This window comes from Bradyrhizobium sp. 956_D2_N1_4, assembly GCF_052076025.1.
GTDB classification, from domain to species: Bacteria; Pseudomonadota; Alphaproteobacteria; order Rhizobiales; family Xanthobacteraceae; genus Bradyrhizobium; species Bradyrhizobium barranii.
In genome coordinates this window covers 9,052,798-9,077,981 of sequence record NZ_CP197237.1, presented here as the reverse complement: position 1 = coordinate 9,077,981, position 25,184 = coordinate 9,052,798, and the positions used below count along the sequence as shown (strand labels likewise).

Genomic DNA, 25,184 nt, shown 5'->3' with positions numbered 1-25,184 from the left:
AAACCAACCGCCTAATGCATCCTGTCTCCGTGACCGAGACGAGGCTTCCATGAGCACGCTCCAACCGACCGTCGACGCCGCCTCCACTGCCAGCATTCCCGCCCCTGCTGCGCCCGCCACGCCGGCCGTTTCCGCAAAAACCTGGATCGCGGTGATCGGCGCGACTCTCGGCGCCTTCATGGCAGTGCTGAATATCCAGATCGTCAACGCTTCGCTCGCCGACATCCAGGGCGCGATCGGCGCCGGCATCGACGACGGTGGCTGGATCTCGACCTCCTACCTGATCGCCGAGATCGTCGTGATCCCGCTCTCCGGCTGGCTCGCGCAGGTGTTCTCGATCCGCATCTATTTGCTCACCAATGCGGTCCTGTTCCTGGTTCTGTCCGCGGCCTGCGCGCTGGCGCAGGACCTGCCGCAAATGATCGTGCTGCGCGCGGTGCAAGGTTTCACCGGCGGCGTGCTGATCCCGATGGCCTTCACGCTCATCATCACGCTGCTGCCGCGCACCAAGCAGCCCGTCGGCCTTGCGCTGTTCGCGCTGTCGGCGACGTTCGCACCGGCGATCGGCCCGACCATCGGCGGCTATCTCACCGAGAATTTCGGCTGGCAGTACATCTTCTACGTCAACCTCGTGCCCGGCGCGATCATGGTCGGCATGCTCTGGTACGCGCTCGACGCCAAGCCCATGAAGCTTGCGCTGCTGCGCGAGGGCGATTGGGCCGGCATCATCACCATGGCGATCGGCCTGTCGGCGCTTCAGACCGTGCTGGAAGAGGGCAACAAGGACGACTGGTTCGGCTCGCCTTTCATCGTCAAGCTGTCGGTCATCGCGGCCACCGCGCTGACCGCCTTCCTGATCATCGAGCTCACGGCGAAGAAGCCGCTGCTCAACTTGCGCCTGCTGGTGCGTCGCAATTTCGGCTTCGGCATGCTCGCGAACTTCCTGCTCGGTGTCGCGCTCTACGGTTCGGTGTTCATCCTGCCGCAATATCTGGCGCGCATTCAGGGCTACAATGCCGAGCAGATCGGCATGGTGCTGGCCTGGACCGGACTGCCGCAACTCGTGCTGATCCCGCTGGTGCCGCGCCTGATGCAGAAGTTCGACGCGCGGATCATCATCGGCGTCGGCTTCGTCCTGTTCGCGGCCTCGAACTTCCTGAACATTTATATGACCAACGATTACGCTGCCGACCAGCTGTTGTGGCCCAATGTCGTCCGTGCGATCGGCCAAGCGCTCGTGATGGCGCCGTTGTCGGCTGTGGCGACCGCCGGCATCGAAGCGGAGAATGCTGGCTCGGCCTCGGGCCTGTTCAACATGATGCGTAATCTCGGCGGCGCCGTCGGCATCGCCCTGCTCCAGACCGTGCTGACCAAGCGCGAGCAATATCACTCCAACGTGCTGATGCAGTCGGTCTCGGTGTTCGAGCAGGCGACGCGGACGCGGCTGGAGCAGCTTACCCAATATTTCATCAATCACGGCGTGCTCGACCGCGCCGACGCCGCGCATCGCGCCTATGTCGCGATCGGCCACACCGTGCAGAAGCAGGCTTACATCTTCGCCTTCAGCGACACCTTCTACCTGCTCGGCATGGCACTGATCGTGGCCCTGATCGCCGTATTCTTCCTGAAGAAACCCGGCCAGACCTCGACCGGTGGAGCTCACTGAGATCAACCCAAGAGACTAACTCAAGCAAAGGAGAACGACCATGAAGCCCCGCATGAACTTCTACCAGGCCGCCCCCGACACGATGAAGGCGCTGATGGCGCTGGAGGAGCAGATCCAATCCACGGGACTCGAGAAATCGCTGATCGAGCTCGTCAAGATCCGGGCGTCGCAGATCAACGGCTGCGCCTTCTGCATCAACATGCACACCGAGGACGCCCGCAAGCGCGGCGAGACCGAACAGCGCATCTATCTGCTCAACGCCTGGCGCGAATCCCCGCTCTATACCGATCGCGAGCGGGCCGCGCTCGCCTGGACGGAATCAGTGACGCTGATCTCCGAGACCCACGCGCCGGACGACGTCTACGAGCAGGTCCGCGCGCAATTCTCCGATGCGGAGACGGTGAACCTGACGATGCTGATCGGGGCGATCAATGCCTGGAACCGAATCGCGATCGCGTTCCGCGCGGTGCATCCGGTGAAGGTGAAGGCGTCCGTGGCGTGAGGGGTGGTGTTTCCCCACGCACAACTGTCATGCCCCGCGAAGGCGGGGCATCCAGTATTCCAGAGGCCGTACTGATTCAACCGCGAGGCCGCAGCGTACTGGATCGCCCGGTCAAGCCGGGCGATGACAGCTGAGCGTGCGGCTCAGACCGCCGTCGCCTTGGCGAACTCGATATAAATCTCCCGCAGCCGCGTGGCCATCGGGCCGGGCTTGCCATCGGCGACCTTCTTGCCGTCGATCGCAACCACCGGCTGGACGAACAGCGACGCCGAGGTGGCGAAGGCTTCCTTGGCGGCGAGCGCCTCGGCGACCGTGAAGGAACGTTCCTCGACGCGAAGCTGACGCTCTTCGGCGAGCGCCACAACGGCCTTGCGGGTGCAGCCCGGCAGGATCGCGTTGGAGTTCTTGCGGGTCACGATGACGTCGTCCTTGGTCAGGATGAACGCCGAGGACGAACCGCCCTCGGTGACGTAGCCGTCTTCCAGCATCCAGGCCTCGCCGGCACCGGCTTCGGCCGCAGCCTGCTTCGCCAGAACCTGCGCGAGCAGTGCCACGCTCTTGATGTCGCGCCGCTCCCACCGGATGTCGGGCACGGTGATCACGTTGATGCCGGTCTTGGCCGAGGCGGCGTTGATGATGTCCTTCTCGGAGGTGAACATCACCAGGCTCGACTTGACGTCGCCCTTGGGGAAGGCGAAGTCGCGGCCCTTGTCGGCGCCGCGCGTGACCTGCAGATAGACGAGGCCGTTCTCGACCTTGTTGCGCGCGATCAGCTCCTTCTGGAGCTCGGTGATGCGCTCGACCGTCTCCGGCAACTTCAGCTTGATCTCGCCCACCGAGCGCTCCAGGCGCGTCAGGTGCGAAGCGTTGTCGACCAGCTTGCCGTCGAGCACCGCCGAGACCTCGTAGATGCCGTCGGCGAACAGGAAGCCGCGATCGAGGACCGAGATTTTGGCGTCCGAGAGCGGGACGAATGAGCCGTTGACGTAGGCGATCGAGTCCAAGGCAGGTCTCCTGGGGAGGGAAAGGGGGATTTGCCTGCCCGTATACGGGATTTGTTGGGGCCACGAAACCCTCAACCCGTCATTACGGGGCGGCGCGAAGCGACGAGCCCGGAATCCATAACCCCGGCCGGTGGTTATGGATTCCGGGCCCGCGCCAAGAGGCGCGTCCCGGAACGACAGCAGAGGTTAATGCGACAAAATCTTCGACAGGAACTTCTGCGCGCGGTCGCTGCGCGGCTTGCCGAAGAAGTCCTCCTTCGCCGCGTCCTCGACGATCTCGCCGCGGTCCATGAAGATGACGCGGTTGGCGACCTTGCGGGCAAAGCCCATCTCGTGGGTGACGACCATCATGGTCATGCCTTCGCGGGCGAGATCGACCATGACGTCGAGCACCTCGCTCACCATCTCGGGGTCGAGCGCCGAGGTCGGCTCATCGAACAGCATGACGATCGGGTCCATGGCGAGCGCACGGGCGATCGCGACGCGCTGCTGCTGGCCGCCGGAGAGCTGCGCCGGAAATTTCTGCGCCTGCTCCTTCAAGCCGACGCGGTCCAGGAGCTGCATACCCTTTGCCACAGCCGTGTCGGACGACCGTCCTAGCACCTTCTGCTGCGCGAGGCAGAGGTTGTCGATGATCTTCAGATGCGGGAACAGCTCGAAATGCTGGAACACCATGCCGACGCGCGAACGCAGTTTCGGCAGATTGGTCTTGGGGTCATTGACCTTGGTGCCGTCGACGCTGATGTCGCCCTCCTGGAACGGCTCCAGCGCATTGACGCATTTGATCAGCGTCGACTTGCCCGAGCCCGAGGGGCCGCAGACCACGACGACCTCGCCCTTGGTCACGCTGGTGGTGCAGTCGGTCAGCACCTGGAAGGTCGGGGTGTACCATTTGTTGACGTGGCTGATTTCGATCATGACCGATGCGCTCTATCGAATGATGGCGATGCGCGACTGGAGGCGGCGAACGCCGAAAGACGCGATGCAGGAAATGGTGAAGTAGACGACGGCGGCAAACAGATACATCTCGACCAGACGGCCATCGCGCTGCGCGACCTTGCTGGCCGCGCCGAGGAAGTCCGGGATCGACAGCACATAGACCAGCGAGGTGTCCTGGAACAGCACGATGGTCTGCGTCAGCAACACCGGCAGCATGTTGCGGAACGCCTGCGGCAGCACGACGTAGCGCATGGTCTGCGCGTAAGTCAGGCCGAGCGCGTTGGCGGCGGCCGGCTGGCCGCGCGAGATCGACTGGATCCCGGCGCGCATGATCTCGGAGAAGTACGCCGCCTCGAACATGATGAAGGTGATGAGCGAGGATGCGAACGCGCCGACGCTGATCGGACGCGAGGCGCCGGTCACCCACTGCCCGATATAGGGCACCAGGAAATAGAACCAGAAGATCACCAGCACCAGCGGCAGCGAGCGCATGAAGTCGACATAGACACCCGCGATGCGCCCGAGTGTCTTGTAGCCGGACAGCCGCATCAGGGCGATCGCCGTGCCGAAGATCAGGCCGCCGAAGGCGGCGAGCGCCGTCAGCGTCACCGTGAAGGTCATGCCCTCGTAGAACAGATAGGGCAGCGAGCGGCGGATGACCTCGAAATCGAGATTGCTGAACATGGTGCTATTTCCCCGTGATGTAGCCGGGGATCGCGACCCAGCGCTCGAGGAAGCGCATCGCCGTCACGACAATGGCGTTGACAAGGAGATAGAGCAGGGTCGCTGCCGTGAAAGCCTCGAACACCTGGAACGAGAATTCCTGCATCGAGCGCGCCTGACCAGTCAATTCGATCAGGCCGATCGTGATGGCGACAGCCGTGTTCTTGATGGTGTTGAGGAACTCGGAGGTCAGCGGCGGCAGGATGATGCGGAACGCCATCGGCAGCAGCACGTAGCGATAGCCTTGCATGGTGGTCAGCCCGAGCGCGGTCGCCGCCATTTTTTGGCCGCGCGGCAGCGAGCCGATACCGGCCTGCAATTGTATCGCGACGCGGGCCGACATGAAGAAGCCGATGCCGATCGCGGCCGTCCAGAACGGCGCGTTCGGCAGCTGCTTCAGCCAGAGGCCGGCGGCCTTCGGCAGCAATTCCGGCAGCACGAAGAACCACAGGAACAGCTGCACCAGCAGCGGCATGTTGCGGAAGAACTCGACCCAGCAGAAGCCGAACCAGTAGGCGCCCTTGGACGGCAGCGTGCGCATGACGCCGACGAGCGAGCCGAAGATCAGCGCGATGATCCAGGCGAGCGCCGCCGTCTTGAGGGTCAACACCAGTCCCGACAGCAGCATATCGAGATAGGTGCCGGTCCCCATCGGGTTCGGCTCGAAGAAGATTCCCCAGTTCCAGTGGTAGTTCACGTGTCCCCCGCGCGAACGCGCCAGCTATGGATGTCCCGGCGCCTATGCAAATGTCCGGCCACTCTGGTGTCAAGAGTGGCCGGACATGATCCCGATCCGGAGACCGAGGTTATATCTTACTTATAGTCGTCCGGGTTCGGCGAGTCCGAAGGTTTCGCGAACTCGTTCTTCAGCTCGGCCGAGATCGGGGTGTTGAGGTTGAGGCCCTTCGGCGGGATCTTGGCCGTGAACCACTTATCGTAGATTTTCAGGCCCTCGCCGGAGGTGTAGAGCGCAGCGGTTGCTGCATCGACCACCTTCTTGAACGGCGCGTCGTCCTTGCGCAGCATGATGCCGTAGGGCTCAGGCTTGGAGAACGCGTCCTTGGAGATGACATAGTCGTCCGGCGTCTTCGAGCCGGCAACGAGGCTCGCGAGCAGAACGTCGTCCATCACGAAGGCGACCGCGCGGTCGGTCTCGACCATCAGGAAGGCCTCGGCATGGTCTTTGGCCGGGATGATATTGGCACCCAGGCTCTTCGCGACATTGGCCTCGGTGAGCTGCTTGATGTTGGTGGTGCCGGCGGTGGAGACCACCGTCTTGCCCTTGAGATCGTCGATCGACTTCAGGCCGCTCGACTTCTTGAAGACGTAGCGGCTGGCAGTCAGATAGTGCGTGTTGGTGAAGGCCACCTGCTTCTGGCGGTCGGCATTGTTGGTGGTCGAGCCGCATTCGAGGTCGATCGTGCCGTTGGCCATCAGCGGAATACGGGTCGCCGAGGTCACCGGATTGAGCTTGACCTCGAGCTTGTCGAGCTTGAGCTCCTTCTTCACGGCGTCGACGATCTTGTAGCAGATGTCCATCGCGAACCCGACGGGCTTCTGGTTGTCGTCGAGATAGGAGAACGGGATCGAGGAATCGCGGAAGCCGAGCGTGATGGCGCCGGTGTCCTTGATGTTCTTCAGCGTGCCGGTCAGCTCCTGGGCCCCGGCCTGGCTGACGGCGAAGGTCGCGGCGAGCGCGAGGCCGATGCTACGGAAATGTCTCACTTTTTTATTCCCCTTTCAGGATGATGCGGCCCGGATGCAAGCACAGATTGGGCCGGATTAGAATGTGACTTTCGGCTGGATTGCGGCTCAGGTTAATGGCTCAGCCGAGTGGCTTGGGCAATTCCCCGAGATCCCAGAACAGCCCGGCCATCACCGTCAAGGCCTCTTCGGTCAATGGCAGCAGGATGTGCTCATTGGGCGCATGCTGGGAGCAGCCGGGATAGGAGTGCGGGACCCAGATCGTCGGCAGGCCCAGGATCTCGGAAAACACGTCGTTGGGCAGCGAGCCGCCGAAATTCGGCAAAACGGCCGGCGCCTTGCCGGTGGTCTCCTTCACCGAATCCGCCGCCCACGTGATCCAGGGGCTGTCGAAATCGGTGCGCGACGCCGCAAAGCTCTGGGCGGCCCGCACCTCGACCATCGGAAAGCCCTTTTGCACCAGATGCGCGCGGACCGCATCGATCAGGCCGTCGACCTTGGTGCCGACCACGAAACGCAGTTGCAGCACGGCATTGGCGTGGCCGGGGATGGCATTCGCGGGCTTCTCGATATTTCCGGACGACATCGCCAGCACTTCGAGCGTGTTCCAGGCATAGAGCCGCTCGGCGGCCGACAGCCCTTCCTCGCCCCAGTTCTCCGCGAGCGCCGGCTCGTCCTCGGTCGGCACCACCTGCACGTCGGCGAGATAGCTGCGGATCTGGTTGGTGAGCCGCGGCGGCTTCAGCGCGTCGAGTTGAAGCCGGCCATGGCCGTCGACCAGCGTCGAGATCGCGTTGACGAGAATGGTCGCGGGGTTGGCGAGCACGCCGCCCCAATTGCCGGAATGATGGCCGCCATCGCGCAGATTGACGTCGAGATGAATGCGGATGCCGCCGCGGCAGCCCAGGAACAAGGTCGGCCGGTCGGCCGACAGGCGCGGTCCGTCGGAGGCCATGAACAAATCGGCCTTGAGCGCATCGCGATTGAGGTCGCAGACCTTGCCGAGGTCGGGCGAGCCGATTTCCTCGCCCATTTCGACGATGAATTTTGCGTTGAAGCCGAGCTTGCCGCCGCGGGCCTCGCGCACTGCGCGGAGTGCTGCCATGTTGATGCTGTGCTGGCCCTTGTTGTCGGCGGTGCCACGGCCATAGAGCCGCGTGCCCGCAACCGTCGTGCGCCAGGGATCGCGGCCGTCGCGCCACTCCCCCTCCATGCCGTCGACGACGTCACCATGGCCGTAGATCAGCACGGTTGGCGCTGACGCGCTCTCGTGATGCTCGGCGAACAGGAACGGCGCCTTGCCGCTCGGGGATTCGACGATGCGGCTGGTAAAGTCGAGCGCAGCAAAGGAGGGCATCATCTCCTGTTCCAGATAGGAACGCAGTTCGGCGCCGCGCGACGGATTCTGGCTCTCGGTCTTGAAGGCGACGCGGCGGTCGAGTTCAGCGAGGAACGCGCCGGATTTGAAATCCTCACGGGCGCGGGAGATGGCGTCGGCTCTGGTCATGATTTGCTTTTCGGACTTCGAGGCGAAGGACCCTACCCGAGACAGGGTGGCCTTCGAAAGTGGCGGGGACTTGGACAGTTCTTGTAGTTCTCTTGCGATTTCGTTCTTGCTCTCTTGAGATTGGCTTGCCAAGAGCGGGAGCGCCGCTGATTTTGGCCTTGCCAAGCGCAAGCCTTTCTATTCTTGGCCCTTGCCAAGGGCCAAGAATATGCAAGAACTTCGCCAAGTTGAGGCGCACGTTTATCATTCGAAGAGCGCTCGGTATAGGGCGCCGGGGGATCATCATGGCCAAGCAGATCAGGCTCAACGCCTTTGCGATGAATTGCGTCGCGCATCAATCACCCGGGCTGTGGACCCACCCGCGCGATCGCACCGCCGAATATAACCGCCTGCCCTACTGGATCGATCTCGCCAGGACACTGGAACGCGGCCGTTTCGACGGTTTGTTCCTGGCCGACGTGCTCGGGGTCTATGACGTCTATGGCAACAGCCCTGACGCGGCCTTGCGCAATGCAGCGCAGACGCCGTCGAACGAGCCGCTGCTGCTGCTCTCGGCGATGGCGGCGGTGACGAAAAATCTCGGCTTCGGCGTCACCAGCAACCTGTCCTTCGAGCCGCCCTACCCGTTCGCGCGGCGGATGTCGACGCTCGACCATCTCACCGAGGGACGGATCGGCTGGAATGTCGTCACCGGCTATCTCGACAGCGCCGCGCGCGGCGCCGGCAAGGACAAGCAGACCGGACACGACGATCGCTACGACATCGCCGACGAATATATGGAGGTGGTCTACAAGCTCTGGGAAGGGAGCTGGGAGGACGACGCGGTGCTGCGCGACCGCAAGCGCGGCATCTTCACCGATCCGAGCAAGGTTCATCGCATCAATCATGAGAGCGCGAATTACCGCATCAACAACACCATCCATCTCAGCGAGCCATCGCCGCAGCGGACGCCCGTGCTGTACCAGGCCGGCACCTCGCCGCGCGGCCGGCAATTCGCGGCGAAGCATGCCGAATGCGTGTTCATGTCAGGACCGTCGGCCAAGATCATTGCGCCGCGCGTCTCCGCGATCCGCCAGGAAGCCGCCGCGCTCGGCCGCAATCCGGCGGAGATCCTGATGTTCAACATGATGACGATCATCCTCGGCAACACGGAAGCCGAAGCGGCGGCCAAGTATGCCGACTACCGGTCGCATATCAGTCCGGAAGGCGCGCTGGCCCTGATGTCGGGATGGACCGGCATCGACTTCTCCGGCTACGAGCTCGACCAGCAGGTGCGTCACGTCCAGAACGACGCCGGCCGCAGCGCACTCGATAACGTCACCCGCGGCGACCCCGACCGCGTCTGGACCGTCCGCGACGTCATCGAGCATGTCGGCATCGGTGGCGCCGGCCCGGTCGTGGTCGGCACGCCCGAGAGCGTCGCCGACAAGATCGAGGATTGGTTCGAGAAGACTGACGTCGACGGCCTCAACGTCGCCTTTGCGATCTCGCCCGGCGATTTCGAGGATATCGCCGACATGCTGGTGCCGGAGCTGACCAAGCGCGGCCGCTACAAGCCGGAATATGCAAAGGGCACGCTGCGGGAGAAGCTGTTCGGCGACGGCCGTGCGCGGCTCGACGCACCGCATCCGGCGGCGGGGTATCGGGTGGGGAAGAAGGGGTAGAAGCCGCTAGGTACGCTGTCATGCCCCGGCTTGCCGCCTTCGCCAAAAGGCTTCGGCGGCCGAGTACCCTTGTGGTCCCGGCGTAGCCTTGGCGGAGCCGGGACCGGGGCATCCAGTACGCCGCGGCCTATCGAGGAATCACAGCCGTCTCTGGAATACTGGATCGCCCGATCAAGTCGGGCGATGACAGCTGAGAACGTGGCGAGCACCGACGCGATGGCGCGCTGCCCTACACCTTCCCGTCCACCATTACCTCGATCAGCTTCGTCCCCGGCCGACCGAACGCCGACGCCAGCGTCGCCTTCAACTCGCGGGGATCACTCACCTTGATCGCCTCGCAGCCGAGCGCCTTCGCAATCCCTGCGAAATCCACCGGCGGATCGACGAAATCCATGCCGACGTAATTGTCGTCACCATGGAAGGCGAGCAGGCGCTGCTTGATGATGCGGTAGCCGCCATTGTTGGCGATGACGACGTTGAGCGGCAGCTTGTGATGCGCCGCCGTCCACAGCGACTGGATCGAATACATCGCGCTGCCGTCGCCGGAGAAGCAAACCACCGGGCGATCCGGATTGGCGATGCTGGCGCCGACGGAGGCCGGCAGGCCCCAGCCGATGCCGCCGGAGGCAAGCCCATGATAGCCGAAGCGGTCGCGGTGCGGACGCAGCGCCGTGATCTGGCGGCTCGAGGTGAGCCCTTCGTCGACGAGGATCGCATGATCGGGCATGGCCTCGACCATTTGCAGCACCAGGAAGTCGGGATCGATGGGGCTGCGGCCGGCGCTCTTGCCGATCTGCTCGACCAGCGCGGCACGCCGCGCGGTCCAGTTCTTCGGCGCGAGTTCGACGAGGCGCTGCTTTGCACGGCTTGCCAGCGCGGCGCCGCCCATCTCCTTCAGCATCGGGATCAGCGCCCGCAGCGTTTCCTTCAGATCCGCCTTCAGCGCGATTTCAGCCCCGTAGTTCTTGGCGATCTCCCAATCGACGAGGCCGATCTGCACGATGCCCAGGCCATCCGGCAGCGCATCGACTTCGCTGTAGACGGACATGCGCAAGGGATCGCCGCCAAGCGCGATCAGAAGATCGTAAGGTGCGAGTGTGTCGCGCGCGACCTTCTGCACGCGGGCCAGCGTACCGAGGAAGCTCGGGCTTTCCGAGAGGAAATGCGAGCCGTAGGGCGTCGAGGATTGATAGGCGGCCGCACCAAGCAGCTCGGCGAGTTCGGCGGCCTCCTTCAGTGCATCGCTCTTGACCACCTCGTCCATGGTGACGATGACGGGACGTTCAGCCTTGAGCAGCCGCGCGGCAAACGCCTTCAGCGCCTCGTCCGACGGCTTTACGCGAGCATCGATCCGGGTGGAGCGACCGAGATCGATGCCGGCCTCGCTGTTGAGGATGTCGCCCGGCAGCGAGATGAACACCGGCCCGGTCGGCGGCGTCATCGCGACCTTGGCGGCGCGGCGGACGATGCGCGGCAGATCTTCCAGCCGCGTCACCTCGACCGCCCATTTCACCAGCGGCTCGGCCATACGCACCAGCGGGCCATAAAGCACCGGCTCCATCAGGCCGTGGCCCTGCTCCTGCTGGCCGGCGGTCAGGATCATCGGCGTGCCCGTGAACTGGGCGTTGTAGAGCGAGCCCATCGCGTTGCCGAGCCCCGGCGCGACATGGACGTTGCAGGCGACGAGCTTGCCGGAGGCGCGGCTGTAGCCATCCGCGATCGCCACCACCAGGCTCTCCTGCATTGCCATCACATAGGTGAGATCAGGATGGTCCTTCAGCGCGTGCATGATCGGCAGCTCAGTGGTGCCGGGATTGCCGAACAGATGGGTGATGCCCTCGTCCTTGAGCAGCGCGAGAAAAGCGGAGCGGCCGGTAATCTTGTTCTTCATGTTTCCTCCAGGCCCCGCGGGCGCTGCCGCAAGGTGAGGCATGATGGCCGAACTTGGCCGAGGCACGCAAGGAAGCGCCGTCATGGCAGACTTGCGTCGGCGCGGGCAAGCTGGGAACATGCTCGGGCGTAAACCTGCACGGGGAGACGCGATGGCCTATGACGAGAACACCGCGGCGCGGGTGCGCAAATTGCTGGCGGGTCAGCGAGACGTCGCGGAAAAGAAGATGATGGGCGGCCTCTGCTTCATGGTGAACAACACCATGTGCTGCACCGTAAGCGGGCGCGGCGGCATGCTGATCCGTGTCGGCCCGGACGCGCATGCACGCATGCTGCAGGAGCCGCACGCCAGCCCGATGGAAATGCGCGGGCGCATCATGACCGGCTTTGTGCGCGTCGCGCCGGACGGCTATCAGAGCGATGCCGATCTGAAAAAATGGGTCAAGCGCGGGCTCGACTTCGTGGCGGCGAATGCGGCGGGACGCAAAGCGGCGCCGCGGAAGGCTGTTGCGGCGAAGACCAAGGTCGCCGCCAAGGCTAAAGCACCTCCTCGCGGCCGAGCTCGAAAGGGTCTTCGCCGCTAGCGCGCTTCTTCTTTTTCGAGCGCTGCCAGACCACGCCCGGAAAGCCCTTCAGCGGCACCAGCGGCTCGCCGGTATAGGCCCATTCCTGAAGCTCTTCGATCGCGATGTGATAGAGCGGCTGGCGGCCGGTGCGCTCGTTGAATAGTGCGCGGGGGATGTTGACCATGTGCGGTCCGCGCGGCCGCTCGTACGCGATCGGCGTGCCGCAATGGGCGCAGAAGCTGCGCGCGGTCCTGGTGGCCTTGTCCTCGTAGCGGGCGAGCGCGGTTTTCCCCGAGGTGATGCGAAAGCGCTTCTTCCAGCTTCCGACATAGGTCGCATAGGCCGCGCCGTGGGCACGGCGGCTACTGGCCGAATGATCATGCCAGGCCCAACGCGCGGGGACGTCGATCTCGAAGGTGACCTTGCCGCAGAGGCATTGGCCGGTGGCGGTTCCTGCGGCGACTGCGGCTTTGGCCATGGTAGGTCCTTCCGTCGTCATTGCGAGCGCAGCGAAGCAATCCAGACTGCCTCTGCGGAAAGACTCTGGATGGCTTCGCTACGCTCGCAATGACGGAGTTTGTGGGCTCGTCGGAGCTACGAATATAGACCTGTAGCCCGGATGGAGCGAAGCGCAATCCGGGGAAGTCTATCGGCGAGGTGAGAAACCCGGATTTCGCTGCGCTCCATCCGGGCTACGAAGGTCTCTACGCCGTCGCGAGCTCGTCATACACCGGGTAATCCGTATACCCCTTCTCCTCGCCGCCGTAGAACGTCGCGCGGTTATACGGCGTGATCGGATAGTCGTGCCGAAGGCGGCGCGGCAGATCTGGGTTGGAGATGAAGATGCGGCCGAAGGCGATGATGTCGGCATGGCCGTCGGCGATCGCCGCATTCGCGGTCTCGCCGGTGAAGCCGCCGGCGGTCATCAGCACGCCGCTGTAGAGCGGACGAAACAGCACCATCGCCGACGGCACGTTCTCCCAGTGGACGTCGGCACGGCCAGCGCCGCTGGAGCGCGGCTCGATGAAGTGAAGATAGGCAAGGCCGAGCTTGTCGAGCGTCTTCACGACGTGGGTGTAGAGGGGCATCGGATCGGGCTCGCCGGAATCGTTGGCGATGCCGTGGGGCGACAGCCGCACGCCGACGCGGTTCGCGCCCCAGACGTCGATGGCCGCCTGCGTGACTTCCAGGAGCAGCCGCGCGCGGTTCTCGATCGAACCGCCATATTGATCGGTGCGCTGGTTGCTGCGTGATTGCAGGAATTGCTCGAGCAGATAGCCGTTGGCGCCGTGGATCTCGACGCCGTCGAAGCCGGCGGCAAGCGCGTTCTTCGCGCCCTGCCGGAACGCCTCAACGACGCCCTTGACCTCGTCGGTCTCCAGCGCGCGCGGGGTCTCGTAATCAGAAATCTTGCCGTCGGCGGTCATCGCCTTCATGCCTTCGGCCTTGATCGCAATCGCCGAAGCCGAGACCGGCGGCTCACCGCCGTGGAAGGACGAATGCGAAACGCGGCCGACATGCCAGAGCTGAAGGAAGATGATGCCGCCCTTGGCGTGCACGGCATCCGTCACCTTGCGCCAGCCGGCGATCTGCGCCTCCGAATAGATGCCAGGCGTCGCGGGGTTGCCGCGGCCATGCGAGAGCACGGGGGACGCTTCAGCGATGATCAAGCCGCCTTGCGTGGCGCGCTGACCGTAATATTCGGCGTTGAGCGGCCGCGGCGAAAAACTCGCGCGCTCGGCGCGCATGCGCGTCAGCGGCGCCAACGCGACGCGATGCGCCAGCTTGTACGGACCGACCTGCAACGGTTTGAACAACGCCTCGAATTTCATGTGATCCCCGGAATGATCGATGAGAGGACGGGGATCATATGAGAAAGAGTGGCAGCCCGGAAGTCGCTTGGGTGGATGGCTGGCCAGCCGAAAGAAGCGGCAGAAGCAAAAAGCCCCGGGCCGGGCCCGGGGCTTGCTGTCCGTCCAGAACGGCGGATCAGTATTTCGCGACGACCGGGCCCGAGCCGAACTTGTAGTTCAGGCCGACCCGCGCGATGTGGCCGGTGAAATCCGCGGTTGCGTCAAAGCCACGCGCGGGGCCCGGAGTGAACGGGAACAGCGGATTGAAGAAAGTGTATTTCTCGCTGCCGAGATCATAATAGAGATATTCGAGCTTGACGCTCCAGTTCGACGCAAAGCGGTACTCGCCGCCACCGCCGACGGCCCAGCCCGCGCGCCAGCTTTCCGACGTCCCCGCCCCACAGATCACGTTGAGGCAGGGCGTGCCGGCCGCAAGCGTGGGATCCACGATCGACGTCGACGCCTTGACATGTCCATAGGCAAGACCGCCGGTCGCGTAGAGCATCAGGTCGGGTGTAACGGTGGCACCGATCCGGCCGCGCACGGTCCCCAACCAGTCGACCTTCTGCTCTTGCCTGGTCATGATGTCCGGAAAGACCGGCAGGGTTCGGGAGACCGTCGAACTGCCCTTGATGCCGGCGGCCGCGATATCGGCTTCGACGCCCCATACCAGGGAGCCCGTCTGCACATTGTAGCCGGCCTGCACGCCGCCCAGCACACCACGCGGGTTTGTTGCCAATGACGGCGGGACAAGGCCACCCGCGAGGGCCACGTCGAGCACACCCGCGGTGAAAACCGGGTCGTGCGGCACGAGCTTGATCGCATCATCGCTCCAGCCATATCCGACATTCACGCCGGCGTAGAAGCCCGACCAGTTGTAGGCGACGGGCAATTGCGGCGCCTTGTAGAGCGGCGCACGCGCGGCGATATCGGCTGCGACCGCGGGCTGCGTCGAGGCGACGCCCAAAGCCACAAGCATGATCGAAGTGAAGCGAAGCATTCTCGATATCCCAACCCGAACATTGACGTTGACCAGCAGTAACGGGCCGACGTTCGAAATGGGATAACAATCCTTGCGAGATCGCGGACAACAGCCGTTTCAAAACGCTTGTAGCGCCCGGGCAACAACTTCTGGTCGTCGCAAGCAGCCTCTCGTCGCCGCAAGCAAGATCAGCCGCTGAAACCCGGACGCGGCAGCAGAAACGCCCTACGCCGTCTTGATCCAGACGGCCTTCACGTTGAGATATTCCTCGACATGCTGCTTGCCGGATTCGCGGCCGTAGCCGCTCATCTTGTAGCCGCCGAAGGGTACGGCCGGGTCCATCGCCTGGTAGCAGTTCACCCACACCGAGCCGGCGCGCAAGCTCTTCGCCACCGCATGGGCCTTGCTGACGTCGCGCGTCCACAGGCCCGAGCCGAGGCCGAAGGTGGTGTTGTTGGCGCGCTTGACCAGCTCGTCCATGTCCTTGAACGCGATCGCGGAGATGACGGGACCAAAAATCTCCTCCTGCGCGATGCGCATGTTGTCCTGCACGCCCGCGAACACCGTCGGCGAGACGAAGAAGCCCTTCGACAGCGCGCCTTCGGTGACGCGGCCGCCGCCGGCGAGCGCACGCGCGCCTTCCTTCTGGCCGATGTCGAGATAGCCGGTGACGCGCTTGAGTTGCTCCTCGGACACGAGCGGGCCGATCTGCACATTGGGATCGAGGCCGTTGCCGACCTGCAGCTTCTTGCCGAACTCGGCGACGCGGCCGACGAACTCTTCGTAGACCGACTGCTCGACGAACAGGCGCGTGCCGGCGCTGCAGATCTGGCCGGAATTGGCGAACACCGCCATCGCGGCGCCGGGGACGGCGGCATCGAGATCAGCATCGGCAAACACGATGTCCGGCGACTTTCCGCCGAGCTCGAGCGAGACGCGCTTGAGGTTGCCGGCCGAGGCGCGGATGATCGATTGTCCCGTGACATGCGAGCCGGTGAAGGCGACCTTGTCGACGTCGTGATGCGAAGCAAGCGCGGCGCCCGCGGTCTCGCCATAGCCGGGCACGACGTTGATGACGCCGGGCGGAATGCCGGCTTCCATCGCCAGTTCGGCGATGCGCAGCGAGGTGAGCGGCGCCTCTTCGGCAGGCTTCAGCACCACGGTGCAGCCGGTCGCGATGGCCGGGCCGATCTTCCAGATCGTCGCGGTAAGCGGGCCGTTCCAGGGAATGATGGCGCCGACGACGCCGATCGGCTCCTTCAGCGTGTAGGAGAAGATTTCGCCGGGCAGCGAGTTCTCGATGGTCTCGCCATGGATCGCGGTGGTCTGGCCGGCGTAATAGCGCAGCATGCCGACGGCGCGCAGACGATAGGCGCGGGTGCGGCTGAGGGGCGCGCCCATGTCGAGCGTGTCGAGCTGCGACAATTCGTCGAAATTCTTCTCGACGAGGTCGGCGAGCTTGAGCAGCAGGTTCTGCCGCTCGAACGGTTTGACTTTGCTCCAGGGGCCTTCGAAGGCACGGCGAGCGGCGGCGACCGCACGGTCGATGTCTTCCTTGTCGCCCTCGGCGACCGTCGCCAGCAATTCGCCGGTGGCGGGGTTGTGGGTCTCGAAGCGCTTGCCTGAGGCAGCATCGACCCACTTCCCGTCGATCAGCATCTGCTTGTAGGACCCGTTGGCGAACGGATGGCGCGTGATCGGAATAGCCTGCGACACAGCCATGGCTGCACTCCCTGTCAAATGATTGATTGGTTCGATCTGGGCGGGATCGTTAGGTCAAATAGAATACAGCGCCGCCGGAAAGGCGTAAAGGCGGCGTGGAACGAAGACCTCCCATGCCGACTTGTGCAGGGTCGCGCGAGTGCCATGTTATAGCTCGACCGAGCCCTTCCCCGGAGACCAACCATGCCACATTCCGCCATCGTCAAAGACAATGTCGCCGTGATCACGGGCGGCGCATCCGGTATCGGATTGGCTGCCGCGCTGGCCTTCGCGCGCGCCGGCATGAAGGTGTGCATCGCAGATGTGGATCAGGCGCGGCTGGCGGAAGCTGCAACAAAACTGTCATCCGTCACGCCTGCCACACATGTGATGACGTTCGCGGTCGATGTCAGCAAGGCCGAGAGCGTGACGGAACTGGAACGCGGCGTGCGCGAGCGCTTCGGCGGCACCGACATCCTCATGAACAATGCCGGCATCCAGCCGGGCAGCACGCTGTTCGGCGAGCCCGACAACTGGCAGCGGATCATCGGCGTCAACATGTGGGGCATCATCAACGGCTCGCGCATCTTCGCACCCGGCATGATCGCGCGCGGCAAGGCTGGGCTGATCATCAACACCGGCTCGAAGCAGGGCATCACCACGCCGCCCGGCGATCCCGCCTACAACGTCTCCAAGGCCGGCGTGAAGGCTTTTACGGAAGCGCTCCAACACGAGCTGCGCAACACGAAGGACTGCCGCATCACCGCGCATCTGCTGATCCCCGGCTTCGTCTTCACCGGCCTGACCGCGAAGGGCCGCACCGAGAAGCCGGCCGGGGCCTGGACGGCTGAGCAGACCGTGGATTTCATGCTGGCACGGCTGGAAGCCGGCGACTTCTACATCCTCTGCCCGGACAACGACGTGCCGCGCGAGCTCGACGAGAAGCGGATGCTGTGGGCGGCGGGAGACATCGTCGAGAACCGCCCGCCGCTGTCGCGCTGGCACCCGGACTATGCCGACGCGTTCGCGAAGTTCGTGAAGGGGGACTGACTATCAGACCCTCATGGTGAGGAGCGCGGAACGCGCGTCTCGAACCATGAAGGCCCCGCTGCGACAGCTCGGCCTCTATCCTTCGAGACGCCCGCTTTCAGCGGGCTCCTCAGGATGAGGAGCTAGAGCCTCGCGGCGCAGCAATACCGCGCAAGCGCCCTACAGCGTTTCCTGCTGATGCCCGCAATTCTTGCACGCGAATTTGACCCGGCTCTGGCCCTTTTCCGCCTGCACCCGGTTCGGGGCGCCGCACTTGCCGCAGACGGCCTCGATGCGGGTCGAGCCCTGCTTGACGACGATGGTCTTCTTTTCCATCGATTCGCGGATCAGGCGCTCGGCCTCCTCACGCAGGGATTGTTTCGACAAAGCTCATCTCCGCCTCTGGAAAGCGCGAGAGCCATAACGCACCTGCGTTGGAATCTCAATCGGCAATGCCGGCTCAGACCTCGACAATCACATAGCTGTCTTCGACATGCACCGGAAACGTCTCGGCGACATATGGGCCCTTCTGCAACTCTTCGCCACGTTCCACCGCGACCGGATAGGACCGGATCTTGACCCGTTTCGGATCGAACCAGGACTGGCCGTTGCGCATGTCGAATTCCCAGCCGTGCCAGGGACAGCGCAGCATCTCGCCGACGCGCGAGCGCTCATAGATTCCGGGCTCGGGCGAGGTCAGCCGCGCCACGCAAGCGGCCTTCTCCAGCGGCGCGCCCTCGTGCGGGCAGCGGTTCAACAGTGCGAAGAACTCGCCATTGACGTGGAACACGACGATGTCGCGGCCCGCGATATCGACGACCTTGTTGCCGCCGGGCGGGATCTCCGAGGTGCGCGCGACGATGTGACGGGCCATATCCGTTCAGAACCTCTTTGCTCAGAACTTGTAGACCGCGCGGGCATTGGTGCTGAAGATCTTCTTCCGCTCGGCTTCAGAGAGCGGCGTCTTGAAGGCGAAGCGCGGATCGTCGAAATCCCAGTGCGGATAGTCCGACGAGAACAACAGCCTGTCGATGCCGACCCATTCGATCAGCGAACGCAGATGCCGCGCCTCGTCGGGCTCGTCGATCGGCTGCGTCGTGAACCAGAAATGCTCGCGCACATATTCCGACGGCTTGCGCCTGAGATGCGGCACCTCACTGCGGAAGCGCTCGAAATGCTGGTCCATCCGCCACACCGCCGAGGGGATCCAGCCGAAGCCGCCCTCGATGAAGACGATCTTCAGCTTCGGAAACCGCTCCGGCACGCCTTCGATGACGAGGCTCGCAAGCTGCGCCGCGATGGTGTGTGCGTTGGACTGGTGCTCCTCGACATAATAGGACGGCCAGCCGCCGCCGGTCGGCGCATGCCCGCCATAGCCGCCGACATGGATGCCGAGTGGCAGGTCCAGCGCCTCGGCGCGCTCGTAGATCGGCCAGTAGCGACGGCGGCCGAGCGGCTCGTTGGCGCGCGGCGAGACGTTGATCTGGATGTATTCGCCGATTTTGGCGCAGCGCTCGATCTCGGCGATGGCGAGATCCACGCCGTCCTGCCCGACCAGGATCGACGCCTTCAGGCGCGGATCGCGATGCGACCAGAACGCCAGTTGCCAATCGTTGATGGCGCGCTGGATCGCGGCGCCGAATTCCAGGTTCTGCTGCGAGAAGATGAAGAGATCGAGCACCTGCAAAATGCCGAACTCGACATCGAGCGGATCGAGATGCTGCTTCTGCATGAAGGCGAGATCAGAGCCGGGCGGCCCGCCGGTCGGCGGCCACGCATCACGCCGTGCGATCAAGGGCGATGACCGCGGATAGGGCGTGGTGAAGAGATAAGGCGTGCGCAGATGGCTGCCATACTCCTTCAGATGCTGCTGCCAGCGTTTCGGCAGGAACTCGTTGAGATCATCGGTCGAGCGCAAGCTCGGATGCACGTCGCAATCGACGATGCGCAACCGCGAGGCGGCGGGCTTTTCTTCGTCGAGCAGCGGGCGGTCGATGACGTCACTCATGCGATCCTCCAAACTTTTTGTTTGCGCATGATCTTATCGGAAAACCGGTACCCACTTTTCCGGATCATGCGTCAATTCAGCGACAACCGCGGAAACGTCTCCAGCGGATTGTCGACGCACATCTTCGCGATGATGCTCTTCGGCAGGTTCGGCGGAATCGGATCGTCGCCGTCGAACTGCCAGTGTGGATAGTCGGACGCGAACAGGAACATCTTTTCCGAGCCGATCTGGTCGATGATCTCCTCGACGCTTTTGGCGTCGCCCGGCGCATCGAAGGGCTGCATGGTGACGCGGAAATTGTCGCGGATGATTGCAGCCGGCTCGCGTTCGACCCAGGGAACCTCGACGCGGACGCCGCGCCAGGTCTTGTTGGCGCGCCACATGAAGGCCGGCAGCCAGCTCACGCCGGATTCCATCAGCACGACCTTCAGGTTGGGAAACTTGCCGAAAACGCCTTCATAAATGAGGCTCAGGATCTGCGCCTGAAACGCCTGCGCCTCGACGAAGTAATATTCGTAGCGGTGCGACGGCCAGCCGGCCGAGCTCGGCGCCTGACGATATTGCGTACCGGCATGGATCGCCAGCGGTAGCTGGTACTTCTCGGCGAGCCGGTACACCGGCCAGAAATGCGGCCGACCCAACAGCGTCTCGCCCTGCGCCAATACCAGGATGGAGACGAAACGATTGTCGCCGGCGCGGCGCTCGATCTCCTCGATCGCGAGATCCGGATCCTGCATCGGCACCACGATGGAGGCCCGAAGGCGCGGATCGCGCGACAGCCATTCGGCGGCGATCCAGTCGTTGATAGCCTTGCAGAAGTCTGCCGCCATGTAGGCGTCGAACACGGCCTGCGCGCCATAGAGCACGTTGAGGATCGCGTGGCTGGCGCCCAATTGATCAAAGGCGCCCTTCTGCACCATGGCGAGGTCGGAGCCGGGCTTGACGCCATTGGCCGGCCGCCAGTCGGCACGGCCGGTCAGCGGCATGCTCGGCGGATAGGAGGTGAGATCAAGCCCGTCGATGGCGCGGCTCACGACCTGCTCTTTCCAGTGATCGCTGAGATAAGGAAGCAGCGTCGTGCGCGTGCCACCAACCGCCGGGTGGATGTCGCAGTCGATCCGCGTCACCGCCATGGAGCTTCCTCGTGCAATCTTATTGGCGGCGTTCTTGTGCGCCGCTTGCGCAGAGTGCCCCTGCCCGTGCCGGCGCGCAAGGTCGCCCGCCCGCGCGATCCGTCATGGCTCGGTTGCATTTCGCAGGCGCGATATGAAGATCCGCGATTCGTCGCACGCGGCGACCGCTCGATGGTGGATGGTCTCACGGCGCGAGCGGTGGATGCTACGGCATCCGCCGCTCCATACTGCAGCTATTTCGCGCTTTTATGCGCTCTCGCCTCAAGCCGCCTTGGACACTTCCATCAGCAGTCGCTCGGCCTTGGCATCCTCGATCCGGTTCACCAGCCGGCTGCTCTCGTGATTGTCGCGCACCGTCTTGGTCAAGGTGATGCAGGTCTGGATCAGCATCACGATGCCCATGGTGAGATATCCCTTCATCCAGAGATCGATCGGCAGGAAGAAGATGCCGATGGCGACGAGGAACGCGGAGGCTGCGAAGGACGCGTAAGTGAAGGTCACCCAGGCGCTGCTGTGGGGCTGGCCGTTCTGGTTCATGATGGTCTCCTGTTGGTTCGAATGATGATTGGGTTTGGGATCAGGCGGTCGGCATGCGCTTGGACTTCAACCGCGCCAGCACGTCGTCCGCGGTCGTCTTGAGCCGGGGGCCAAAGCCCTGCTCGGCGAGCCGTTCGGCGGTGGCGAGCGGACCGCTGGCCGCATCGAGCTCGACCAGCGCGTCGTCAGCGGCCTGGGCTTCCATCTGCCGGTCGCGCAGGCGCCTCAAGGTGCTCTCCGCCTCCGGCAGCGTGGATTCGTAAGGGCGTGCCGCCTCAATGCCGCTGCGACGAAGCGAGCGCACCGCTTCCGAGGCACGGGCGACACGACGGCCGCGATCGAGCTCGGTGATGCGGGCCTGCGCGCTTGCGACGTGGCGCTTCAGCCTGATGATCTCGGTCGCGAACAATGCGCGTGCGGTCATCGCCGCATCGCGATCGGCCTCCAAGCCTGCGATGGCTTCGGCAGCATCCTTGGCGAGGTCCTCGCGGCCACCGTCGAGCGCCGCAACCGCGCGGGTCTCGAGGTCGGCGATGCGGGCCACGGTCGCCTCGAGCTTGCGGCCTTCCTGCTGGTCCTGGGCGATTGCCAGCGCCAGGGTCCGCTTGCTGCGCTCGACGGCGGCGGCCGCGTCGCGCATCTGCTGGTCGAGGATCAGAAGGGTCGTACGGTCTTCCAGTTCCTCGCCTGCGGCGGCCACGCTGCCGCGGAAAAGTGTCACTACGGTCTTGAACATTTGCTGCTCCCTGTTATGAGCGTTGCTCACAGATGGTTTGTAGCAGAAACCTTGAACATCGTTCAATAAATATTTGAGCGTCGCTCAAGAATTTGATTAATAAATGACTAAAGCCTTGGAACGTCGAGAGAAATTGCGGGCCGACCTGATCCAGGCGGCCGAGCGGATGATCGCTGAGCGCGGGTTGGCGGGTCTCAAAACCCGCGATCTCGCCCGCGAGATCGGCTGCGCCAATGGCGCGGTCTACAATCTCGTCGCCGACGTGGACGAGTTGGTCCTGCGCGTCGGCTCGCGCACGTTACTCCGGCTCGACAAGGTGCTCAGCGCGGCGGTGAGCGCGGGCAATCCGTCGCCGCAGGAGACGCTGGTCCGCATCGCGATCGCCTATTGCGATTTCGCCGCAGAAAATCTCGAGCTCTGGCGCGCAATGTTCGAGCATCGCATGGCGCCCGGCAAGGAAGTCCCCGACTGGTCCGTCGACGACCAGTTGCAGCTGTTCCGCCACATCTACGCGCCGCTGGCAGCGTTGTTTCCGGACAGAGGGACCGAAGAGCTCGGCATCACCGCACGCAGCCTGTTCTCGGCCGTGCATGGCATGGTGGCGCTGGGGCTCGAGCAGAGGCTGGTCGCCGTGCCGCTGCCGGCGCTGCGGAAGGAAATCGCGGGCCTGGTGCGGGCGATGATCGACGGCTTGATCGCGCGGGCGGCGTAGAAGCCGAGAGAGCGCAGCGAAACCGGCGGCGACGCCTGACTAAAATTTCGCCTGTCGCATCGCTGGCAGCACGCTTAGCTTTCGCCGCATCTCGTCCTCTCTCCGGAGTCTCCCATGCCCCTCCTCATCCGCGGCGGCACCGTCGTCAATCATGATCATTCGCGCCGTGCGGACGTGCTGATCGACGGCGAGACCATCGTCGCGATGGGAACATCGCTCGATGCACCGACGGGCGCGGAGATCGTCGATGCCGGCGGCGCCTATGTCATCCCGGGCGGGATCGATCCGCACACCCATCTCGAAATGCCGTTCATGGGCACGGTGACCGCCGACGATTTCGAATCCGGGACGAAGGCGGCGCTGACCGGCGGCACCACCATGGTGGTGGATTTCTGCCTGCCCGATCCCGGCCAGTCGATGCTCGCGGCCTATCAGGAGTGGCGGCACAAATCCGAGAAGGCGGCGATCGACTACGGCTTCCACATGGCGGTGACGTCGTGGTCGAAGCAGATCTATGACGAGATGGAGACCGTGGTCAAAACCTACGGCATCAACACCTTCAAGCATTTCATGGCCTACAAGGGCGCGCTAATGGTGAACGATGACGAGCTCTACAACTCGTTCGCGCGCTGCGCCCATCTCGGCGCCATGCCGGTGGTGCATGCGGAAAACGGCGACGTCGTCGCCTTGATGCAGGAAGCGCTGATCGCGCGCGGCGTCACCGGCCCCGAGGGCCACGCCTACTCGCGGCCGCCGGAGGTCGAGGGCGAGGCCACCAACCGCGCCATCATGATCGCCGACATGACGGGCACGCCGGTCTATATCGTGCACACGAGCTGCCGCGAAGCGCATGAGGCGATTGCCCGCGCACGGGCTGCTGGGAAACGCGTCTACGGCGAGCCGTTGATCCAGCATCTGCTGCTGGATGCCGGCGAGTACCAGAACAGGGACTGGGATCATTCCGCGCAGCGCGTGATGTCGCCGCCGTTCCGCGACAGATCGCATCAGGACAGTCTTTGGGCCGGCCTGCAATCAGGCTCGCTCCAGGTGGTCGCCACCGACCATTGCGCCTTCACCACCGAGCAGAAGCGGTTCGGGCTCGGCGATTTCAGGAAGATCCCGAACGGCACCGGCGGCCTCGAAGATCGGCTCGCATTGTTGTGGACCGCGGGCGTCGCGACGGGGCGGCTCACGAAGGAAGAATTCGTCGCGGTGACCTCGGCGAACATCGCGCGCATCCTCAATATCTACCCGCGCAAGGGCGCCGTCGCCGTCGGTTCGGACGCCGATGTCGTGGTGTGGGACCCCAGGGCGAGCAAGACCATCAGCGCGAAGCGGCAGATGAGCCGGATCGACTACAACGTGTTCGAAGGCTTTGCCTGCACCGGCGGACCGGCCGCGACGCTGTCGCGTGGCCGCATCGTCTGGAAGGCTGGCGATCTGCGCGCCGAGGCCGGCGACGGGCACTATGTCGAGCGTCCGGCGTTCTCGCCGGTGCATGTCGCCAACTCGACGTGGAAGCAACTGACCGCCCCGCGTGCGGTCACACGCGGAGCGGTGACGCCGTAACGATCAGGCCGCCTTGCCGGCCCGCAACCGGTCGAGCACCGGCAACAGTTCGGACGGATCGGGGCGTTGCGTATAGTCCGGGTTCACCTCCGCATAGGCGATGATGCCGTCGCGGCCGATGACGTAGCGCGCGGGCATCGGCAGCACCCAGGCCGGATTGTCGTTGAACGTCGGCAGGTCGTTCTTGAAGGACTTGTAGAGCGAGACGAGATCGGCCGGCAGCGCGAAGCGGATGCCGAAGGCGTCGGCGAGGCCGCTCGCGACGTCGCTCAGGATCGGGAACGACAGCTTGTTCTCGCGCTCCGACTTGCGGCTGTTCGGCGCTGTCTGCGGCGAGATCGCAACGAGGCTCGCACCACGCGCGGCGATCTCCGGCAGCGTCTCCTGCAGCGCCTGGAGCTCGAGGTTGCAATACGGGCACCAGACGCCGCGATAGAACGACACGACCAGCGGTCCCTTCGCGAGCAGGTCGCGCGACGCGACCTGCTTGCCGTCGGGATCCCTGAGGATGAATTCCGGCGCGGCGTCGCCGGCCTTCTTGGCGCGCTGCGCCTGGCCGCTCGCGATCAGTTCGGCGGTGGCGCGGTGCATGGTGTCGAGCGCCTCCTTGCTGGGCTTGAGCGGGAAGCGGCCGGCTTCGAAGTCGGCTTTGAAGGCATCGAGTTTGTCTTGCAGGGCCATGGGTAGCTCCATCTTTTGCTGTTGGCCCGTCCTATCTGGATCATTTGAAAATGAAGGGGTATACGGTCGATACGGACA

The 25,184-nt window shown here is 64.2% G+C and carries 25 protein-coding genes; 7 read left to right on the top strand and 18 right to left on the bottom strand.

Going from position 1 to position 25,184, the window contains the following annotated elements:
- Window positions 1-49: 49 nt before the first annotated feature.
- Entirely contained in the window at window positions 50-1,666 is a 1,617-nt protein-coding gene (locus AB7535_RS43030) for an MDR family MFS transporter (RefSeq protein WP_085403410.1), read from the top strand.
- A gap of 40 nt (window positions 1,667-1,706) precedes the next feature.
- Window positions 1,707-2,168 (top strand): carboxymuconolactone decarboxylase family protein, encoded by a 462-nt coding sequence (locus AB7535_RS43025; RefSeq protein WP_007615070.1) that lies wholly within the window; start codon window positions 1,707-1,709, stop codon window positions 2,166-2,168.
- Window positions 2,169-2,311: 143 nt separating this feature from the next.
- Here the strand turns inward: AB7535_RS43025 and AB7535_RS43020 are convergent, their stop codons facing one another.
- From AB7535_RS43020 to AB7535_RS42995, 6 genes are all read right to left on the bottom strand, one after another.
- Entirely contained in the window at window positions 2,312-3,172 is an 861-nt protein-coding gene (locus AB7535_RS43020; RefSeq protein WP_063985665.1) for a D-amino-acid transaminase, read from the bottom strand.
- Window positions 3,173-3,358: 186 nt separating this feature from the next.
- Window positions 3,359-4,090 (bottom strand): amino acid ABC transporter ATP-binding protein, encoded by a 732-nt coding sequence (locus tag AB7535_RS43015; protein ID WP_014491857.1) that lies wholly within the window; start codon window positions 4,088-4,090, stop codon window positions 3,359-3,361.
- Between the two features lie 12 nt (window positions 4,091-4,102).
- Complete coding sequence (locus tag AB7535_RS43010; protein WP_063985666.1) at window positions 4,103-4,795, bottom strand: amino acid ABC transporter permease; 693 nt, start codon at window positions 4,793-4,795, stop codon at window positions 4,103-4,105.
- A 4-nt stretch (window positions 4,796-4,799) separates the two neighbouring features.
- Complete coding sequence (locus AB7535_RS43005) at window positions 4,800-5,531, bottom strand: amino acid ABC transporter permease (protein WP_085403411.1); 732 nt, start codon at window positions 5,529-5,531, stop codon at window positions 4,800-4,802.
- 116 nt (window positions 5,532-5,647) lie between these two features.
- Window positions 5,648-6,559 (bottom strand): amino acid ABC transporter substrate-binding protein, encoded by a 912-nt coding sequence (locus AB7535_RS43000; RefSeq protein ID WP_063985668.1) that lies wholly within the window; start codon window positions 6,557-6,559, stop codon window positions 5,648-5,650.
- Between the two features lie 100 nt (window positions 6,560-6,659).
- A complete protein-coding gene (locus tag AB7535_RS42995) occupies window positions 6,660-8,045 on the bottom strand; it encodes a M20 family metallopeptidase (protein WP_085403412.1) in 1,386 nt (461 codons plus the stop codon).
- Between the two features lie 284 nt (window positions 8,046-8,329).
- Here AB7535_RS42995 and AB7535_RS42990 point away from each other — a divergent pair, with 284 nt between their 5' ends.
- Complete coding sequence (locus AB7535_RS42990; RefSeq protein ID WP_085403413.1) at window positions 8,330-9,709, top strand: LLM class flavin-dependent oxidoreductase; 1,380 nt, start codon at window positions 8,330-8,332, stop codon at window positions 9,707-9,709.
- A 229-nt stretch (window positions 9,710-9,938) separates the two neighbouring features.
- Here the strand turns inward: AB7535_RS42990 and AB7535_RS42985 are convergent, their stop codons facing one another.
- Entirely contained in the window at window positions 9,939-11,600 is a 1,662-nt protein-coding gene (locus AB7535_RS42985) for a thiamine pyrophosphate-binding protein (RefSeq protein WP_085403414.1), read from the bottom strand.
- A 151-nt stretch (window positions 11,601-11,751) separates the two neighbouring features.
- On the opposite strand from AB7535_RS42985, the gene AB7535_RS42980 reads away from it, so the two are divergent.
- Complete coding sequence (locus AB7535_RS42980; RefSeq protein WP_085403415.1) at window positions 11,752-12,183, top strand: TfoX/Sxy family protein; 432 nt, start codon at window positions 11,752-11,754, stop codon at window positions 12,181-12,183.
- On the opposite strand, the gene AB7535_RS42975 is transcribed toward AB7535_RS42980, so the two are convergent.
- The 4 genes from AB7535_RS42975 to AB7535_RS42960 form a co-directional block, all read right to left on the bottom strand.
- The gene (locus tag AB7535_RS42975; protein WP_041954128.1) at window positions 12,137-12,643 is read right to left on the bottom strand and encodes a GFA family protein; all 507 of its coding nucleotides are present in this window, start codon (window positions 12,641-12,643) and stop codon (window positions 12,137-12,139) included. The two genes, AB7535_RS42980 and AB7535_RS42975, sit on opposite strands and share 47 nt — an antisense overlap.
- A gap of 226 nt (window positions 12,644-12,869) precedes the next feature.
- Window positions 12,870-13,997: an alkene reductase gene (locus tag AB7535_RS42970; protein ID WP_085403416.1), complete on the bottom strand. Its 1,128-nt coding sequence runs from the start codon at window positions 13,995-13,997 to the stop codon at window positions 12,870-12,872.
- Between the two features lie 157 nt (window positions 13,998-14,154).
- Window positions 14,155-15,018, bottom strand: coding sequence for an outer membrane protein (locus tag AB7535_RS42965; RefSeq protein ID WP_085403417.1), 864 nt, complete (start codon window positions 15,016-15,018; stop codon window positions 14,155-14,157).
- A 207-nt stretch (window positions 15,019-15,225) separates the two neighbouring features.
- On the bottom strand, window positions 15,226-16,722 hold the full coding sequence (locus tag AB7535_RS42960) for an aldehyde dehydrogenase family protein (protein ID WP_135214800.1): 1,497 nt from the start codon (window positions 16,720-16,722) through the stop codon (window positions 15,226-15,228).
- 183 nt (window positions 16,723-16,905) lie between these two features.
- On the opposite strand from AB7535_RS42960, the gene AB7535_RS42955 reads away from it, so the two are divergent.
- Complete coding sequence (locus AB7535_RS42955) at window positions 16,906-17,751, top strand: SDR family NAD(P)-dependent oxidoreductase (RefSeq protein WP_085403419.1); 846 nt, start codon at window positions 16,906-16,908, stop codon at window positions 17,749-17,751.
- Window positions 17,752-17,910: 159 nt separating this feature from the next.
- Here AB7535_RS42955 and AB7535_RS42950 read toward each other — a convergent pair whose 3' ends face one another.
- From AB7535_RS42950 to AB7535_RS42925, 6 genes are all read right to left on the bottom strand, one after another.
- Complete coding sequence (locus AB7535_RS42950; RefSeq protein ID WP_014491844.1) at window positions 17,911-18,117, bottom strand: hypothetical protein; 207 nt, start codon at window positions 18,115-18,117, stop codon at window positions 17,911-17,913.
- Window positions 18,118-18,190: 73 nt separating this feature from the next.
- A complete protein-coding gene (locus AB7535_RS42945) occupies window positions 18,191-18,604 on the bottom strand; it encodes a Rieske (2Fe-2S) protein (RefSeq protein WP_014491843.1) in 414 nt (137 codons plus the stop codon).
- A 21-nt stretch (window positions 18,605-18,625) separates the two neighbouring features.
- Window positions 18,626-19,738 carry an amidohydrolase family protein gene (locus tag AB7535_RS42940; RefSeq protein WP_167768044.1) on the bottom strand — a complete coding sequence of 371 codons (1,113 nt, stop codon included), beginning with the start codon at window positions 19,736-19,738 and terminating at the stop codon, window positions 18,626-18,628.
- A 71-nt stretch (window positions 19,739-19,809) separates the two neighbouring features.
- Window positions 19,810-20,871: an amidohydrolase family protein gene (locus tag AB7535_RS42935; protein WP_085403420.1), complete on the bottom strand. Its 1,062-nt coding sequence runs from the start codon at window positions 20,869-20,871 to the stop codon at window positions 19,810-19,812.
- A 261-nt stretch (window positions 20,872-21,132) separates the two neighbouring features.
- The gene (locus AB7535_RS42930; RefSeq protein WP_014491840.1) at window positions 21,133-21,408 is read right to left on the bottom strand and encodes a YiaA/YiaB family inner membrane protein; all 276 of its coding nucleotides are present in this window, start codon (window positions 21,406-21,408) and stop codon (window positions 21,133-21,135) included.
- 40 nt (window positions 21,409-21,448) lie between these two features.
- Complete coding sequence (locus tag AB7535_RS42925) at window positions 21,449-22,144, bottom strand: PspA/IM30 family protein (RefSeq protein WP_085403421.1); 696 nt, start codon at window positions 22,142-22,144, stop codon at window positions 21,449-21,451.
- Window positions 22,145-22,247: 103 nt separating this feature from the next.
- On the opposite strand from AB7535_RS42925, the gene AB7535_RS42920 reads away from it, so the two are divergent.
- Together AB7535_RS42920 and hydA are read left to right on the top strand one after the other, a co-directional pair.
- The gene (locus tag AB7535_RS42920; protein WP_085403422.1) at window positions 22,248-22,856 is read left to right on the top strand and encodes a TetR/AcrR family transcriptional regulator; all 609 of its coding nucleotides are present in this window, start codon (window positions 22,248-22,250) and stop codon (window positions 22,854-22,856) included.
- Between the two features lie 114 nt (window positions 22,857-22,970).
- The gene (hydA, locus tag AB7535_RS42915) at window positions 22,971-24,425 is read left to right on the top strand and encodes a dihydropyrimidinase (RefSeq protein WP_085403423.1); all 1,455 of its coding nucleotides are present in this window, start codon (window positions 22,971-22,973) and stop codon (window positions 24,423-24,425) included.
- A gap of 3 nt (window positions 24,426-24,428) precedes the next feature.
- On the opposite strand, the gene AB7535_RS42910 is transcribed toward hydA, so the two are convergent.
- Window positions 24,429-25,106, bottom strand: a complete 678-nt coding sequence (locus AB7535_RS42910; protein WP_085403442.1) for a peroxiredoxin-like family protein — start codon at window positions 25,104-25,106, stop codon at window positions 24,429-24,431.
- Between the last annotated feature and the right edge of the window lie 78 nt (window positions 25,107-25,184).